Genomic DNA, 14467 nt, shown 5'->3' on the forward strand with positions numbered 1-14467 from the left:
ACCGCACAACGGACAATAAATCCGCCATGAACGACATGATGAAGACGCTGGTGCGCACCGGCCCCGGCACGCCCACCGGCGACCTGCTGCGCCGCTTCTGGGTCCCCATCCTCCTTTCCAGCGAGATCGCCGAACCTGATGGCGCGCAGGTGCGGGTGCAGATCCTCGGAGAGAAGCTGCTCGCATTCCGCGACAGCGAAGGACGCCCCGGCCTGATCAGCGAGTTCTGCTCGCACCGCGGCGCGTCGCTCTATTTCGGGCGCAACGAGGACAACGGCATCCGCTGCAGCTACCACGGGCTGAAGTTCGACATCCACGGCAAGTGCGTCGACATCCCGCAGGCGCCGCAGATGTGCGCAAAGTTCCACATCACCGGCTATCCGTGCATCGAGCGCGCCGGCATGGTGTGGGCCTACATGGGCCCGCCCGACAAGCAGCCCGACCCGCCCGGCGTGGAATGGGCCAACCTTCCCGAGAGCCATGTGTTCGTCTCCAAGCGCCTGCAGGAGTGCAACTTCCTGCAGGCCATGGAAGGCGGCATCGACACCAGCCACGTGTCGTTCGTGCACAAGTTCGAGGTGGACGACGACCCGTTCCACCAGGGCACCAAGGCCAACGAGTACATCAAGAAGGACGGCAACGTCACCTTCGAGGTCGAGCGCCACAAAGGCGGCCTGACGCTGTTCGGGCGACGCAATGGCGAGCCCGACTCGTTCTACTGGCGCGTCACCCAGTGGATCTTCCCCTGGTACAACCTGATCCCGCCCTTCGGCGACCACGCCCTCGGCGGCCATGTGTGGGTGCCGATCGACGACCACAATTGCTGGGCCTGGAGCATCAACTTCCACCCGGACAAGCCCCTCTCGGCCGAGGAGCGCAGGCACCTCGAGGAAGGCAAGGGCGTGCACTGCGAGTACGAGCCGGGCACCAACGTGCCGGGCGGAACGTGGCGGCCCAAGGCGAACAAGGACAACGACTACCTCATCGACCGCAAGGCGCAGAAGGAGCGGCGCTCCTTCAGCGGCGTGTTCGGCTTCGCCGCGCAGGACGCATCGCTGCAGGAGAGCATGGGCTCGATCCAGGACCACGAGGCCGAGAAGCTGCTGCCGTCCGACCGCGCCATCGTGATGGCCCGCCGCATGCTGTACGAGGCCACCGTCGGCCTGCAGCAGGGGGCCGAGCCGCCGGGCCTGGAGCCGCGGGCGCAGCACGTGCGCGCCGCCGGCGTGCTGCTGCCGCGCGACCAGAAGCCGCAGGAGTGGGCCAGGGAACACCTCGTCTACGGCGAGAACCAGCCGGTGTATTCGCTATGAGCCAGCGCCTGGCCGGCAAGGTGGCGCTCCTGACGGGAGGCGGCGCCGGCATCGGGGCCGCCGCGGCCGCGCTCTTCTGCGAGGAGGGTGCGCGCGTCGTGCTGGTCGACATGGACTCGGCCGCGCTGGAACGCACCGCGGCCGCCGTGCGCGACAAAACGCCCGGCGCGGGCGTGCGCGTGCTGGCCGGCGACGTGGCCGACCCGGCGACCGCCACCAGGGCCGTCGAGCTTTGCCAGGCTTCCGGCGGACTCGACGTCCTGGTGAACAACGCGGCGATGCGCAACTACGCTTCGTTCGCGGACGCCACGCCCGAGGAATGGCACGCCGTCGTCGGCGTGAACATGGTGGGCAACGCGAACTTCTGCCGCGCCGCCCTGCCCTTGCTGCGGCAATCGGGCAAGGGGGCCATCGTCAACGTCTCCTCCTGCTACGCCGTCAAGAGCCGCAAGGGCATGGCGCTGTACGACGCCACCAAGGCCGCGATGATCGCCATGACGCGCACGCTGGCCTTCGAGGAAGTGGGCCACGGCGTCCGCGCGAACGTGGTGTGTCCCGGCTCCACGCTCACCGACTTCCACGTGAACCGCACGGTCAAGGCGGGCAAGAGCGTGGAAGAACTCAGGACGCAGCGGCAGGAAACGTCGCTGCTCGGCCGTTGGGCCGATCCTCGCGAGATCGCGTATCCCATCCTGTGGCTGGCCTCGGACGAAGCGTCCTTCATCACCGGCACCACGCTGGTGGTGGACGGCGGGCTGCACATCAAGTGACGCCATGATCATCCGGAACCAGGCCGACGTGACCCGCGCGGTGCTCGCGGAGGTGGAGCGCACGCCCGACCCGCGCCTGCGCCGCATCCTGGCCTCGGCGGTGCGGCACCTGCACGACTTCGTGCGCGAGACGGAACTCACCGAGCCCGAGTTCCGGCAGATCTGCGGCCTGGTCGCGAAGGCCGGCCAGCTCACCACGCCCTCGCACAACGAGGTGGTGCTGGCCGCGGGCTCGCTCGGCATTTCGGCGCTCGTCTGCCTGCTCAACAACGGCGAGGGCGGCCGGGGGAAGACCACGGCCAACCTGATGGGCCCCTTCTGGCGCATGGGCTCGCCGCCCACGCCGAACGGCGGCTCCATCGTGCGCTCGCCGACGCCGGGCGATCCCGTGTTCGTGAAGGCCTGGGTGGTCGATGGGTCCGGCAAGCCGGTGCCCGAGGCCGAGGTCGACATCTGGCAGGCCTCGGGCGAGGGCTATTACGAGAACCAGGACCCGCAGCAGGCCGACATGAACCTGCGCGGCAAGTTCACCACCGACGCGCAGGGCGCGATCTCGTTCCGCACCGTCAAGCCGTCGGGCTACCCCATCCCGGTCACCGGCCCGGTCGGTGCGCTGATCAAGGCCCAGGGACGCCACAACATGCGGCCCGCGCACATCCACTTCATGGTGCGCAAGCCCGGCTACAAGACGCAGTTCTCGCAGCTGTATTCGAGCGACGACCCCCACCTGGAGACCGACGTCCAGTTCGGCGTCACGCAGGCGCTGGTCGGCCGCTACGTGGCGCACGAGAACGAGCCCGCGCCCGCACCGGACGTGCAGGGCCGCTGGTACACGCTGGAGCACAGGTTCGTCATCCAGCCGGGCGACGACGCCCTGCCCCCGCCGCCGATCACGGGCAAGGCGCAGGGCGAGCGGCCGCCGCTGGTGGTGCTGGAGAGGACCGGGGAGACGACAGCGAAGTGATCGCCATCAAGAGCACCAGAAGCGGCCGACCGGCCACAAGGAGCTAGCCATGACCCTCATCCACCGCCGCGCGGCACTCGCGCTTTGCGCCGCAACCCTCGCCCCCGGCGCCTTCGCGCAGGCCCAGGACTGGGCGCCCAGCCGCCCCGTGCGCATCATCGTGCCCATCGTGGGCAGCACCAACGACGTGCTCGCGCGCCTCGTCGCGCCCAAGCTGCAGGAAGCGCTCGGCCAGCCCGTGGTGGTGGAGAACAAGCCCGGCGCCGGCGGCAACATCGGCGCGGACCTGGTGGCCAAGGCGCAGCCCGACGGCCACACGCTGCTGGTCGGCTACAACGGCCCGCTGGCGATCAACCCGACGCTGTTCGAGAAGATGCCCTACGACCCGGTGAAGGACCTGCAGCCGCTCACGCTGGCCGTGAAGTCGCCGCAGTACCTGGTGGTGAATGCGAACTCGGGCATCACGAGCGTGCAGGACCTGGTGGCCAAGGCCAAGGCCGAGCCCTCGCGCTATTCGTACGCATCGGTGGCGGTGGGCAGCGCGTCGCACCTGACGATGGAAATGCTCAAGTCGGCGGCGGGCATCAACATCACGCACGTCCCGTACCGCGGCGCCGGCCCGGCCGTCACCGACCTGATCGCCGGCAACGTGCACGCCGCCTTCTTCGTGCCGGGCAACGTGCAGCAGTTCGTCAAGGAAGGCAAGCTCAAGCTGCTGGCTTCCAGCGGCACGAAGCGCTTCCCGAGCACGCCCGATGTCCCGACGCTGGCCGAGTCCGGCTTCAAGGACTTCGAGGCCACCTCCTGGATCGGCTTCCTCACGGCGCCCAACACGCCCAGGCCGATCGTGGACCGCTACAACCGCGAGCTGGTGAAGATCATCAACTCCCCCGACACCTCGGCGCGGCTGCGGGAGATGGAATTCGAGGTGATCGGCAGCACGCCGGAGCAGTTCTCCTCGTGGATCCGTTCGGAGATCGGGCGCTGGGGGCAGGTGATCAAGGCAACGGGGGCGAAGGCGGACTGAGGGACTGCATCGCACGACGCCTGCGTTCAGCTCGGGAAGCGTTGCTGCCTACTGCACGTTGGCACCCACAGACGCACTGCCATTGACCGTGAACGTACACGTCCTGGTCTTGTTGCCGCCGCTGGAACACGCTCCGGACCAGATCGCGTCGCGGCCATTCGAGACGCTCAGCACGAGCGCGGTTCCCGAGGTGAAGGAGGACGAACCGCTGCTGCCGACGCTGACGTTGATGCCGGCCGGATTCGACAGGACCCGTTCACCGCTGCGGCCCGTCGCCGTCACCGTCACCGTGGCTGTTTGAGCCGCAGGCGCCACCGTCAGGGACGCGGTTCGCGTCACCCCCGCTGCGCCCGCCGTGAGCGTCACCGGTGTCGGGAACGTCACGGCGCCGGTCGGGATCGCGAAGCTTGCGCTCGCCGCCCCCTGCGCCACAGTCACGCTGGCCGGCACCGCCGCCGCCGCGTTGTTGCTCGACAGGGACACGGCGAAACCGCCCGCGGGCGCCGCCGACGTCAGGCTGACCGTGCCTTGAGCGGAGGTTCCGCCGGTCACGCTGGTCGGGTTGACCGTCAACCCCGAGAGCAAGGGCGGTGCAGCAGTGCCGAGCACGGTGAGCGTCGCCGTCCGCGAGACGCCGTTCGCCGAGGCGGTGATGGTCGTCGTCCTGTTCGTCGCGTCGGGCAGCGTCGTGATCGGGAAGGTGCCGCTGCTCAGGAAGATGGTCGTCGTTGCCGGGACGGTCGCCGCGGCGGTGTTCGAACTCGTGAGCGAGACGACCAGCCCGCCGGGGGGAGCCCCCGCCGACAGGAAGATCGTGCCGACCGTGCTGGCGCCGCCGTTGACCGTCGCCGGGGACACGGACAGGGAAGCCGGTCCCAACGGCGGTGGAGGCGGCGGCGGTGGCGTCACCGTCAGCGTTGCGCTGCGGGTGGTCCCGCCGAAGGCTGCGGTGATGGTCGCCAGGGTCGGCGCGGCGACCGGCACCGTGTTGACCGTGAAAGTGACGCTGGTGGCGCCGGCGGCCACGGTGGCGCTTGCAGGAAGCGTGGCCACGCTCAGGTTGCTGCTTGACAGCGTCACGACCGAGCCGCCCGGGGGCGCAGCGGCCGTCAGCGTCGCGGTTGCCTGCGCGGTGTTGCCGCCGACGACGCTCGTCGGGCTGAGCGCGATCGCCTGGAGCGTCGCCGGGCCTGTCGCCGCCGCCCGCGGCGTGAAGCGCCGTGCACTGGAGAACGGGCCGAACACGCCGGCCGAATTGCGCGCCCGCACACGCCACCACAAGCGTTGCGCGGGCAGTCCGCCGATGCTCACCTGGGAGGTGCCGACGGTCTGGTTCGCCCTGAAGGGCGCTGAGAAGGTCGAGCTGTCGTCCACCTGGATCTCGTAGCTCGTCGCATTGGCCACGTCGGTCCAGTCGAAACTCACCGGTTGCCCCGGCGTTGCGTCGGCTGCCGGAGAGAGCAGCGTCGGCGCCTCAGGTCTCGGAGGAGCTGGGAGGCCCGTGGAGTTGATCAGGACCAGCAAGCCTGGGAAGGCGCCTGCCTGGCCCAGCACGACGTCCGGCTTGCCGTCGCCGTTGAGGTCCGCTGCAACGATGTGGGCGCCACCGGCACTCGACAGCGGGCCCGGCATGGCGAAGGCCACCGGCGCCTGGAACGTGCCGTCGCCATTGCCGTTGCGTATGTTCATCAAGCCCTGGAGGCCGTTTCCCATGCTGAGCGCCAGGTCCAGGAAACCGTCGCCGTTGTAGTCGGCGACGGCCTGGTACTGGGGAATGTTGATATTGGGATCCGTGAGGATCAGGGGTGTGCGGAAAGTGCCGTCGCCGTTGCCGATCAGGATGGCCGTCCGGCTGCCATTGCTGGCGATGGCCACCACCAGGTCCTCGATGCCGTCGCGGTTGAAGTCGGCCACATCGATGTCGCTGCCGTTGACGAAGCCTGTGTCGGCGAGCAGCGTCAATGTCGGTTGCTGGATGAAGGTCCCGTCGCCGACTCCGAAAAGACGGAAGACCTGCGCATTGGGGCCGGCGATCGCCAGGTCCTTGAAGCCGTCGCGGTTGAAGTCGCCGACGGCGATGGGGCCGGTTCCCCGGCCGACGACGATCTCGCGGTAAGGCTCGAAGGTGCCGTCGCCGTTCCCCAGCATCACGGAAATGGTTTCCGCGATCACGCAAGGCGCGGTGAAGCAGGCGGCGTTGTGGGCGATGACGACGTCGAGCTTGCCGTCATTGTTGACGTCCGTTGCAACGACGTCCGGCGAGTCGAAGCCGGAGGTGTTCGGGAAGCTCACCGGCGCGGTGAAGGTGCCGTCCCCCCTGCCTGCAAGCAAGGAGACACTGATGTTCGGGTCGTTGTGGGTGACGACGAGATCCAGCCTGCCGTCGCCATTGAAGTCACCGGCCGCAACGGCCTGGGCGGCATCGGGCACGGGGTATTCAACCAGCGTGCCGAACGTCCCGTTGTTGTTGTTCAAACGTACCGCGACGGCCTGTACCAGATAGGCTTGCCCCGCCAGGTCAGGAAATCCGTCGCCATTGAAGTCCGCGACGACCTGGTGCCCGATGAAGGGGTAGTCCTGTCTTGCGAAAGTCGGCGATTGGGCGAAGGCGCCGGCGATCGACAGCGACGTGGCCAGGGTGACGAACAGCGCGCGCAGGCCCGCCCAGGCGGTGCGATCGGGGACAGTCATGATGGACAAGCTCCTTCGCGGAAAAGTCGTCCCTAGTCCTCACTTCCCCTCGTTGCACGGTGGCACGGAAAGCATTGCCATCGATCGCGAACGTTCAGGTCCTGCGATTGTGTCACTCGTCGAACGTTTCCACGAGCTTCGGCTTCCCGTCCAGCAAGGGTGAGATAGCTCGTCGCGCCGGCAACGCTGCAAGGGAGAAGGGCCAGCGCGATGTGTGCGGCCGAAGCCGCGTAAAATCCGAGCTGAACCGCGGGCGTCGTTCAATGGCAGGACCTGAGCTTCCCAAGCTCAAGACGTGGGTTCGATTCCCATCGCCCGCTCCACGCCGCATCAGCGGTGTGATCCCCGACAGGTCACTGCACCTCCCCTCCTTGCTGTACTGCGAGCGCCCCCACAGGAGCTCGCATGAAGGACATGTTCGAAAGCACCCTCTACCCCGATTCCGAAGCGGCCCACGTTCGCTCCTCGAAACAAGTGCGCGATGTACGCGCGGCGGCGCCCTGGCTGGCGCTGGCCGTCGCCCTCGCGTCCCTTGCGGCGTGGCTGGTGTTTCCGGCCGAGCTGGTCATCGACTGGACGCACGAGGGTTCGCTGATCGAAGACCTCACCATCGCCCTCTACCTGGTGGCGGCCGTCGGCATCCTGGCCGTCTGGCGCTCGTTGCCGAAGGGAGTGGCGGCAGCGCTGGCCCTGACGATGCTCGCGTTCGCGGCGCGCGAGGCCGATTGGCACATCCATTTCACGGGCACGAGCATGCTGCGTGTCAGCTACTACCTCGGCCCCGCGCCGCTGACGCACAAGCTCTTGTCGTTCGCCGCGGTCGGCGCGCTGCTGGCGGGCTGGCTCTACCTGACCATTCGCGCGGTTCGCGCCTGGCGCTCCAAACGGCTGCACGCCGGCGCGGTCGGCGCCAACACGCTCACGTTCCTGGGCGTGCTGGTGTTCGCCAAGTTGCTGGATCGCCTGCTGTCGGTCCTCGCCGAGGACTTCGGCGTCGCGACGAACGATGCGATGCGCGCGCTGCAGGTCGCCATCGAGGAGCCGCTCGAGATGGTCCTGCCCGTCATCGTCCTGGCGACGGTGTGGCAGTACCTCGCCTGGCAGCACGCCGACTGAAAGCCGGGCGCGCTGCGTTCCCTACTTGCGCTGGCCTTGTGCCGGACTTCCGGGACCGGTCGGACTCCCCCCCATCGTTGCCGGGTCGTCCGCCTTCATGCGGCTGGTGATCAGCTGATCCAGCGCCGGCGACGACTTGCGCGCCATGCAGCCGTCGCCGCTGCGCGCAACCATGGCTGAAGGCGCGCCTGGCTGCACACCGCAGACTTCGGCGGCGACGTTGGGCGGCACCTGGATGCTCATGGGCATCTTGGCCTCATCGACCTTCAGGCGCTCGGCGATGTTGGCCGAGACCTGGGTCAGCTCCACGCTCACCAGGCCGGACGAGGGCTGCCCCAGCGCCGTCTGCTGCGCATTCGCGCACGCGGCCGCGACGAGGGCGACAGCCGAAGCCGCCGCGGTGAGGCTTGCTCTGTTCATGACACATCCATTCGAGGCCGAGCGGCCGGGGAAATCACCATACACCGCAGCCCGCGCGCGGTCAGCGCTGAGGAACCACCCGTAACACATGGCCGGGCTGGGCGAATGGATGGGGCAGTGCCTCAATTCGCGATGCGCGACCGCACAGCAGGTGCACCCTGCCCCGCCTCGATGCTGCCATCGGGCCGCGTGTACGTTCCCACCAGCATGCCCCCGGCGATGCCGCGTTCCTGGATCGCCTTGAGCACTTCGCCGCGGGTGGGCTTGCCGCTGAATCGCCTGCCCTCGGCGAGCGCGAACAACTGGAAGGCGTAGCGATGCTGGCCATGGCCGCGCGGCGGATCGGGCGGGATCCAGCCCGCCATGAAGTAGGAGTTGCGGCCCGCGTGCAAGTCGTCCTCGCCCGCATGCCCCGGGCTCTTGAGCGCGCCTTCGTGCATCGATGCGTCCTGCGGCGGGATGTCGACCACGATGGCGTGCACCAGCGGATCGGAGGTCGGCGCATCGGCGTCCTCGACGATGAGCACCAGGCTGTGGGCGCTTTCGGGCACGCCGGTCCAGTCGATCGGCGGCGACAGGCCTTCGCCGTCGGCGGTATAGCGCTCGGGGATCGGCGCATGGTCGGCAAAGGCCAGGCTGGTCACCTTGAGCATCCCCAGGCCGGACCGCATGCCGCAGGTGTTGAAGACGAGCTTGTCCAGGCCGGCCCGGCGGTCGCGCAGCGCGTGGCCGAGGGCTTCGGGCAGTTTTTCCAGCATGGCAGGGCTCCTTGCACGCCATCGTGCGGGAGCGCGCGCCGCCCGGATGTCGGACGCCGTCGCGTGGAAGGCTCAGCCGCGGCTCAATGGAAATCGCGGCTTTCCGTGCCGCGCCCCAGCCGACCCAGCATCGGCGTGAGGTCCTCCAGCCGCTCGGCGATCAGGTGGCACACGCGGCCGCCGCTCGCCTCGTCGCGCTGCCAGGTGCCGTGCACCGCGAGCAGGCGGGCATGCAGCAGTGGCTCGCGCTGCTGCTCGCGCACGCTGCGCCACACGATCACGTTGACCGGCCCGGTCTCGTCCTCCAGCGTCACGAAGATGGTGCCGCCCGCGGTGGCGGGCTGCTGGCGCACGGTGACCATGCCGCAGGCCGATGCGCGCCGGCCATCGGGCAGCTGGCCCAGCTGTTCTGCGGTGCGGTACCGCAGGCGCGACAGCTTGGGGCGCAGCAGTGCCAGCGGATGCCGCCGCAGCGTGAGCCCCATCGACGCGTAGTCGAAGACGATCTCCTCCCCTTCATGCGCCGCGGGCAGCGCGAGAGGCTCTTCGCGGACCGGCGCGTTCTGCAGCAGTTCGGGCGCGCGGCGCTGGGCCGCGGCTTCCCACACCTGCTGGCGCCGGTGGCCGGCCAGCGAGCGCAGCGCATCGCCCGCAGCCAGCGCGGCGAGGTCCTGTACGTCCAGGCCCGCGCGCAGCGCGAGGTCCTCGGTGCCCTCGAAAGGCGCACCTTGGCGCGCCGCCGGGATGCGGCGCGCGGCTTCTTCGCGCAGGCCGCCGACCAGGCGCAGGCCGAGCCGGATCGCGGGCGCGGCCATGTCGCCTTCGAGCTTGCTGTCCCAGTCGCTGGACGAAACGTCGGGCGGCAGCACCTGCACGCCGTGGCGCTGCGCATCCTGGATCAGCTGCGACGGTCCGTAGAAGCCCATGGGCTGCGAGTTGAGCATCGCGGCCAGGAAGCAGGCCGGCTCATGGCACTTGAGCCAGCTGCTCTTGTACGCCAGTAGGGCGAAGCTGTAGGCGTGGCTCTCGGGGAAGCCGTAGTCGCCGAAGCCCTTCACCTGCTCGTAGATGCGGTGCGCGAATTCGTCGCTGTAGCCGTTGGCCTTCATGCCGCCCTTCAGGCGCGCCTCGAACCGGTCCACGCCGCCCTTGCGCTTCCACGCCGCCATCGCGCGGCGCAGCGAATCGGCCTCGGTGGCCGAGAAGCCGGCGCAGACCATGGAGATCTCCATCACCTGCTCCTGGAAGATCGGGATGCCCAGCGTGCGCTCCAGCGCCTTCTTCAGGCGCGGCTCCCCGACGTCGTACTTCGAGCGCTCGTAGACGATCTCCTCGCCGCGTTCCCGGCGTTCGCGCGCCTTCAGGTAGGGATGGACCATGCCCCCAGTGATGGGGCCGGGACGCACGATGGCGACCTCGACCACCAGGTCGTAGAACGTCGTGGGTTTGAGCCGCGGCAGCATCGACATCTGCGCGCGGCTCTCGATCTGGAACACGCCCACCGTGTCGGCGCGCCGCACCATCTCGTAGGTGGCCGGGTCCTCGTCGGGGATGTCGTAGCGGGTGAACGCTTGGCCGCGCCGCTGCGCCACCAGGTCGATGCAGCGGCGGATCGCGGTGAGCATGCCCAGCGCCAGCACGTCCACCTTCATCAGGCCCATGTCCTCCAGGTCGTCCTTGTCCCACTGGATGACCGATCGGTCCTTCATGCTGGCGTTCTCCACCGGCACCAGCCGCGTAAGCCGCGTCTGCGTGAGCACGAAGCCGCCCACGTGCTGCGACAGGTGGCGCGGAAAGCCCATGAGCTGCTGCGTCAGTTCCAGCCAGAGCGCGGCCTGGCGCTCGGGCAGGTTCACGCCGCAGTGCACCGCCAGCTCGCGCAGCTTGTGCGTGGCCAGTTCGTGGTCGAACCAGAAATGGTCCTTGGCGAAGGCGTCGACCAGCTTGTCGTCCACGCCCAGCGCCTTGCCGACGTCGCGGATCGCGCTGCGCATGCGGTAGCTGATGACCACGGCGGCGATGGCGGCGCGCTCGCGGCCGTACTTGCCGTAGATGTACTGGATCACCTCCTCGCGCCGCTCGTGTTCGAAGTCCACGTCGATGTCGGGCGGCTCGTTCCTGCGGTCGTCGCTGATGAAGCGCTCCAGCAGCGGCTTGGACAGCATCGGGTCCATGGCCGTGATGCCCAGGCAGAAGCACACGACCGAATTCGCGGCCGAGCCGCGGCCCTGGCACAGGATGCCCCTCGATTCGGCGAACTTCACGATGTCGTGCACCGTGAGGAAGAACATCTCGTAGCGGCAGCGCTCGATCAGCGGCAGCTCCTTGTCCAGCAGGTCCTGCACGCGCTGCGGGATGCCGTCCGGGTAGCGGTCGCGCGCACCTTCGTACGTCAGGTGCACCAGTTGCTCCATCGGCGTCCGGCGGGGCGGCACCGTCTCGAGTGGGTAGTCGTAGCGGATCTCCTCCAGCTCGAAGCGGCAGCGATCCGCCAGCTGCCAGGTATGGTCCAGCAGCTCGCGCGGGTACAGCTCCGCGAGGCGCTTGCGCTGGCGCAGGTGGCGCTCCGCGTTGCCTTGAAGCGAGAGACCGCAGTCGGCAACCGCTTTGCCGAGCCGCACGGCGGTGATCACGTCCTGCAGGCGCTTGCGCGAGCGCGCATGCATGTGCACGTCGCCGGTGGCCACGAGCGGCACGCCCGCGCCCTCGCCCGCTGTGCGCAGGCCGGCCAGCCAGAGATCGTCATCCAGCAGGTGCGGCAGGTTCACCGCGAGCCAGAAGCTGCCGCCGTACAGGTGCTTGAGCGACGTGAGCCGCTGCTGCAAGGCTTGCGGGTCCAGCGCCTGCCCGGGCCGGCGCTGCGGCACGAACAGCACCTCGCAGCCTTTCAGCAGGCTGAGGTCGCTCGTGTCCCAGCCCACGCTGTAGCTGCCCTTGGGCGCGGTCATGCGCGCCGCGGTGATGAACTCGCACAGCCCGCCCCAGCCCTGCAGGTCGCACGCGATCGCGACCAGGCGGCCGTCGCCGAAATCGAACTCGGCGCCGTACAGCAGGCGAAACGGCCGCTTGCGCACCTGGCCCGGATACGCCTCTTCCAGCCGCTGGATGAACTCGAGGTAGTCGCGCAGCCCCGACCAGGCGCGCACGACGCCGGCCACCGAGCATTCGTCGGTGATCGCCAGCGCCTCGTAGCCCAGGTCGTAGGCGCGCCGCACCAGCTCCTGCGGATGCGAGGCGCCGCGCTGGAAGCTGAAGTTCGACAGGCAATGCAGCTCCACGTACCGCGGCAGCACGTCGGGGCCGCCGCCCAGCACGGGCGGCAGCCGCTCCTCGTCGAGCACCGGCTTGGGCTTGAACGCGGTCTCAGGCATACAGGCCCTGCAGGTACCAGTCGAACTGGCCCGACAACGCGAGGTCCTGCGCCAGGTTGGGCGGCCGCTCGCGGTAGATCCACACCAGGCCGGCCTGCGGGCTGCGCGCGATGAAGTAGTCGCGCAGCGCCGGGCCGGCTTCATCCCACCAGCAGGTTTCCACGCGGTACATCCGCGCCAGGCGGCGCAGCGGCCCGCCGAAGCATGGCGTCTCGCCCTTCATCTTCAGCTTCACCGGCCGGGGCAGCAGCCAGGTCGGATAGAGCGCGTCGGCATCGGCCGACAGCGTGGGGGCATGATTGCGCGCGGCCACCCACTCCTGCTTGGCCTCGGGCCGGTGGTCTTCGTGCGCCTGCGGCACGAGCACGCAATCCTCGCCCAGCCGCACCGAGAGTCGCTCGACCAGCTGGTGCAGCCGCTCGCCTTCGACGCGGTCCTGCGGCAGCAGGGACGTGGTGGCGCCGGCCCAGGGCACGGTGTCGAGCGAGCGAAGCCGCAGGTGGTTGGCGGGGGCCGCCAGCGTGGCGCGATCCAGGTGCTCACGCACCAGGCGGCGCAGGTGCGCCATCTCCTGCGTCGGCTGCGCGGTGCGCACCTGCAGCTGTTCCTTGGGCGGCAGCCGCACGCCATTGAGGCGGCGCAGGTCCAGCGTCCATTCCAGCTCCAGCGCCAGCACGCCGCGGTTGCGCGCCTGCAGCCATTGCTGCAGCCGGCGCAGCAGGTGCTCGGCGGCGAGCATCAGTTCGGGCGCCGCGGTCGCGAGGCTGGCCAGTTCCACGTTGAGGTCGAACGCTTCGGGCAGCACTTCCCAGGCATATTGCTCGGGGCGTTCGCCGTACGCGGCATCGAGCGCCGCGAGCAGTCCGGCCCCGAAGCGCCGCGACAGGCCGCCGCGGGGCAGCGCGCGCAACTGGCCCCAGGTGCGGATGCCGGTGCGCTCGAGCAGCGCGACGTGCGGCTGCGCGGCGCCGAGCAGGTCCAGCGGCAGATCGCCCGGCAACTGCTTCGGGACCGTGAGCGAGCGCTGCTTGCAGCGCAGCAGCGCCAGCGCGACGAGCGAGGTAGGCCCCACCGCCCACTGCACCGGGCCGAGGTCGTCCTGCGACAGCAGCAGCTTCAGCAGCTCCCTGCGGCCGCCGAACAGGCGCAGGCTGGACGACACCTCCAGCAGCAGCTCTCCTTCGACCCACGCGACGCGCGGCGTGAAGCGCAGCGACCACCAGGTCCAGGGCAGGCGTTCGTCTTCAAGCTTCGGTGACAAGGCGATCCAGTACATGCGATCTCCTTTCGACGACGGGAACGGGCGCCTCCACGCTGCGGCGGCGCGACGCGAGCAAGGCTTCGAGGCGGGCCGGCATGGCGGGCAGGCGCAGCGGCTGCTCGAGCGGCGGGCCCTTGCGCTTGACGATGCGCACCTGCAGCTCCTCCACCCCTTCCAGCACCAGCCGCAGCGGCGCCGGGCTGGCCTGCTGCAGCACCGGCAGGCCGCGCAGCACGAACAGCAGCTTGCGGTGCTGGCGCGCGGCCAGGTGCAGCCGCCGCAGCTCCTGCGGGCGCGCCTGCGGCAGCCAGGCGATCAGGCCCACGACATCGGCGCAGCGCAGCGCCTGCTCGCACGCCCACAGGCGCGCGGCAGCGCGGTCGGTGCGGATCCACAGCAGGCGGTCGGCCGCCAGGCCCTGCGCCGCCAGCGCGGGGCCGAACGGCGGATGCGGCGCGCCGACCAGCACGACGGGCCCGGCCTTGTCGCTCGTGGCCCGGGCCAGCGCGGGCAGCACGAGCTGCCAGACGTGGGCCTCGGGCCGCGCCTGGATCAGCTCGACCAGGCTGCCGACGGGCCAGCCGCCGCCGGGCAGCTGCCTGTCGAGCGCGGCATGGCCGCTCGCGAGCACGCTCTCCTCGTGGGCGAGGTCGGGCACGCGCCAGACGTGGGGGACGGCCAAGGCTGCAGCGGGCTGCATGGATCGGAAAACCAGGAACTTGGAAAGGAAGAAAGTACTGTCAATTTATACAGTAAAGTACCGCCCTCGTCTGTGC

General features: G+C 69.5%; 11 protein-coding genes and 1 tRNA gene. 6 read left to right on the top strand and 6 right to left on the bottom strand.

What is annotated here, in order from left to right; translation table 11 throughout:
* Positions 1-26: 26 nt before the first annotated feature.
* Genes EZ313_RS12880 through EZ313_RS12895 form a run of 4 tightly spaced genes read left to right on the top strand, consistent with a single transcriptional unit; the run spans position 27 to position 4074 of the window.
* A complete protein-coding gene (locus EZ313_RS12880; RefSeq protein WP_135263701.1) occupies positions 27-1313 on the top strand; it encodes a Rieske 2Fe-2S domain-containing protein in 1287 nt (428 codons plus the stop codon).
* On the top strand, positions 1310-2083 hold the full coding sequence (locus tag EZ313_RS12885; protein ID WP_135263702.1) for an SDR family NAD(P)-dependent oxidoreductase: 774 nt from the start codon (positions 1310-1312) through the stop codon (positions 2081-2083). Before EZ313_RS12880 ends, EZ313_RS12885 begins: the two co-directional genes overlap by 4 nt.
* A gap of 4 nt (positions 2084-2087) precedes the next feature.
* Positions 2088-3047, top strand: coding sequence for a dioxygenase family protein (locus EZ313_RS12890; RefSeq protein WP_135263703.1), 960 nt, complete (start codon positions 2088-2090; stop codon positions 3045-3047).
* 49 nt (positions 3048-3096) lie between these two features.
* Positions 3097-4074, top strand: a complete 978-nt coding sequence (locus tag EZ313_RS12895; protein WP_135263704.1) for a Bug family tripartite tricarboxylate transporter substrate binding protein — start codon at positions 3097-3099, stop codon at positions 4072-4074.
* Between the two features lie 48 nt (positions 4075-4122).
* Here the strand turns inward: EZ313_RS12895 and EZ313_RS12900 are convergent, their stop codons facing one another.
* A complete protein-coding gene (locus tag EZ313_RS12900) occupies positions 4123-6765 on the bottom strand; it encodes an FG-GAP repeat domain-containing protein (RefSeq protein WP_135263705.1) in 2643 nt (880 codons plus the stop codon).
* Positions 6766-7014: 249 nt separating this feature from the next.
* On the opposite strand from EZ313_RS12900, the gene EZ313_RS12905 reads away from it, so the two are divergent.
* Both EZ313_RS12905 and EZ313_RS12910 read left to right on the top strand, forming a co-directional pair.
* A tRNA-Gly gene (locus EZ313_RS12905) sits at positions 7015-7088 on the top strand.
* 82 nt (positions 7089-7170) lie between these two features.
* Entirely contained in the window at positions 7171-7881 is a 711-nt protein-coding gene (locus EZ313_RS12910) for a hypothetical protein (protein ID WP_135263706.1), read from the top strand.
* 21 nt (positions 7882-7902) lie between these two features.
* Here EZ313_RS12910 and EZ313_RS12915 read toward each other — a convergent pair whose 3' ends face one another.
* The 5 genes from EZ313_RS12915 to imuA all read right to left on the bottom strand — a co-directional run bounded on the left by EZ313_RS12915 (position 7903) and on the right by imuA (position 14373).
* A complete protein-coding gene (locus EZ313_RS12915) occupies positions 7903-8301 on the bottom strand; it encodes a hypothetical protein (protein WP_135263707.1) in 399 nt (132 codons plus the stop codon).
* 122 nt (positions 8302-8423) lie between these two features.
* Positions 8424-9059 carry a YbhB/YbcL family Raf kinase inhibitor-like protein gene (locus tag EZ313_RS12920; RefSeq protein ID WP_135263708.1) on the bottom strand — a complete coding sequence of 212 codons (636 nt, stop codon included), beginning with the start codon at positions 9057-9059 and terminating at the stop codon, positions 8424-8426.
* A gap of 83 nt (positions 9060-9142) precedes the next feature.
* Positions 9143-12430 (bottom strand): error-prone DNA polymerase, encoded by a 3288-nt coding sequence (locus EZ313_RS12925; RefSeq protein WP_135263709.1) that lies wholly within the window; start codon positions 12428-12430, stop codon positions 9143-9145.
* Positions 12423-13706: a DNA polymerase Y subunit UmuC family protein gene (locus tag EZ313_RS12930; protein ID WP_205960391.1), complete on the bottom strand. Its 1284-nt coding sequence runs from the start codon at positions 13704-13706 to the stop codon at positions 12423-12425. Before EZ313_RS12930 ends, EZ313_RS12925 begins: the two co-directional genes overlap by 8 nt.
* Positions 13675-14373 (bottom strand): translesion DNA synthesis-associated protein ImuA, encoded by a 699-nt coding sequence (gene imuA, locus EZ313_RS12935; protein WP_240788644.1) that lies wholly within the window; start codon positions 14371-14373, stop codon positions 13675-13677. The genes EZ313_RS12930 and imuA overlap by 32 nt, the downstream gene beginning before the upstream one ends.
* Positions 14374-14467: the final 94 nt, after the last annotated feature.

It is taken from the genome of Ramlibacter henchirensis (assembly GCF_004682015.1).
GTDB lineage: Bacteria > Pseudomonadota > Gammaproteobacteria > Burkholderiales > Burkholderiaceae_C > Ramlibacter > Ramlibacter henchirensis.

Coding starts and splice junctions, on each gene's coding strand:
- EZ313_RS12920 (WP_135263708.1), bottom strand. CDS start 9,059: ATGCTGGAAAAACTGCCCGAAGCCCTCGGCCACGCGCTGCGCGACCGC.
- EZ313_RS12900 (WP_135263705.1), bottom strand. CDS start 6,765: ATGACTGTCCCCGATCGCACCGCCTGGGCGGGCCTGCGCGCGCTGTTC.
- EZ313_RS12925 (WP_135263709.1), bottom strand. CDS start 12,430: ATGCCTGAGACCGCGTTCAAGCCCAAGCCGGTGCTCGACGAGGAGCGG.
- EZ313_RS12895 (WP_135263704.1), top strand. CDS start 3,097: ATGACCCTCATCCACCGCCGCGCGGCACTCGCGCTTTGCGCCGCAACC.
- EZ313_RS12890 (WP_135263703.1), top strand. CDS start 2,088: ATGATCATCCGGAACCAGGCCGACGTGACCCGCGCGGTGCTCGCGGAG.
- EZ313_RS12915 (WP_135263707.1), bottom strand. CDS start 8,301: ATGAACAGAGCAAGCCTCACCGCGGCGGCTTCGGCTGTCGCCCTCGTC.
- EZ313_RS12910 (WP_135263706.1), top strand. CDS start 7,171: ATGAAGGACATGTTCGAAAGCACCCTCTACCCCGATTCCGAAGCGGCC.
- EZ313_RS12885 (WP_135263702.1), top strand. CDS start 1,310: ATGAGCCAGCGCCTGGCCGGCAAGGTGGCGCTCCTGACGGGAGGCGGC.
- EZ313_RS12880 (WP_135263701.1), top strand. CDS start 27: ATGAACGACATGATGAAGACGCTGGTGCGCACCGGCCCCGGCACGCCC.
- EZ313_RS12930 (WP_205960391.1), bottom strand. CDS start 13,706: ATGTACTGGATCGCCTTGTCACCGAAGCTTGAAGACGAACGCCTGCCC.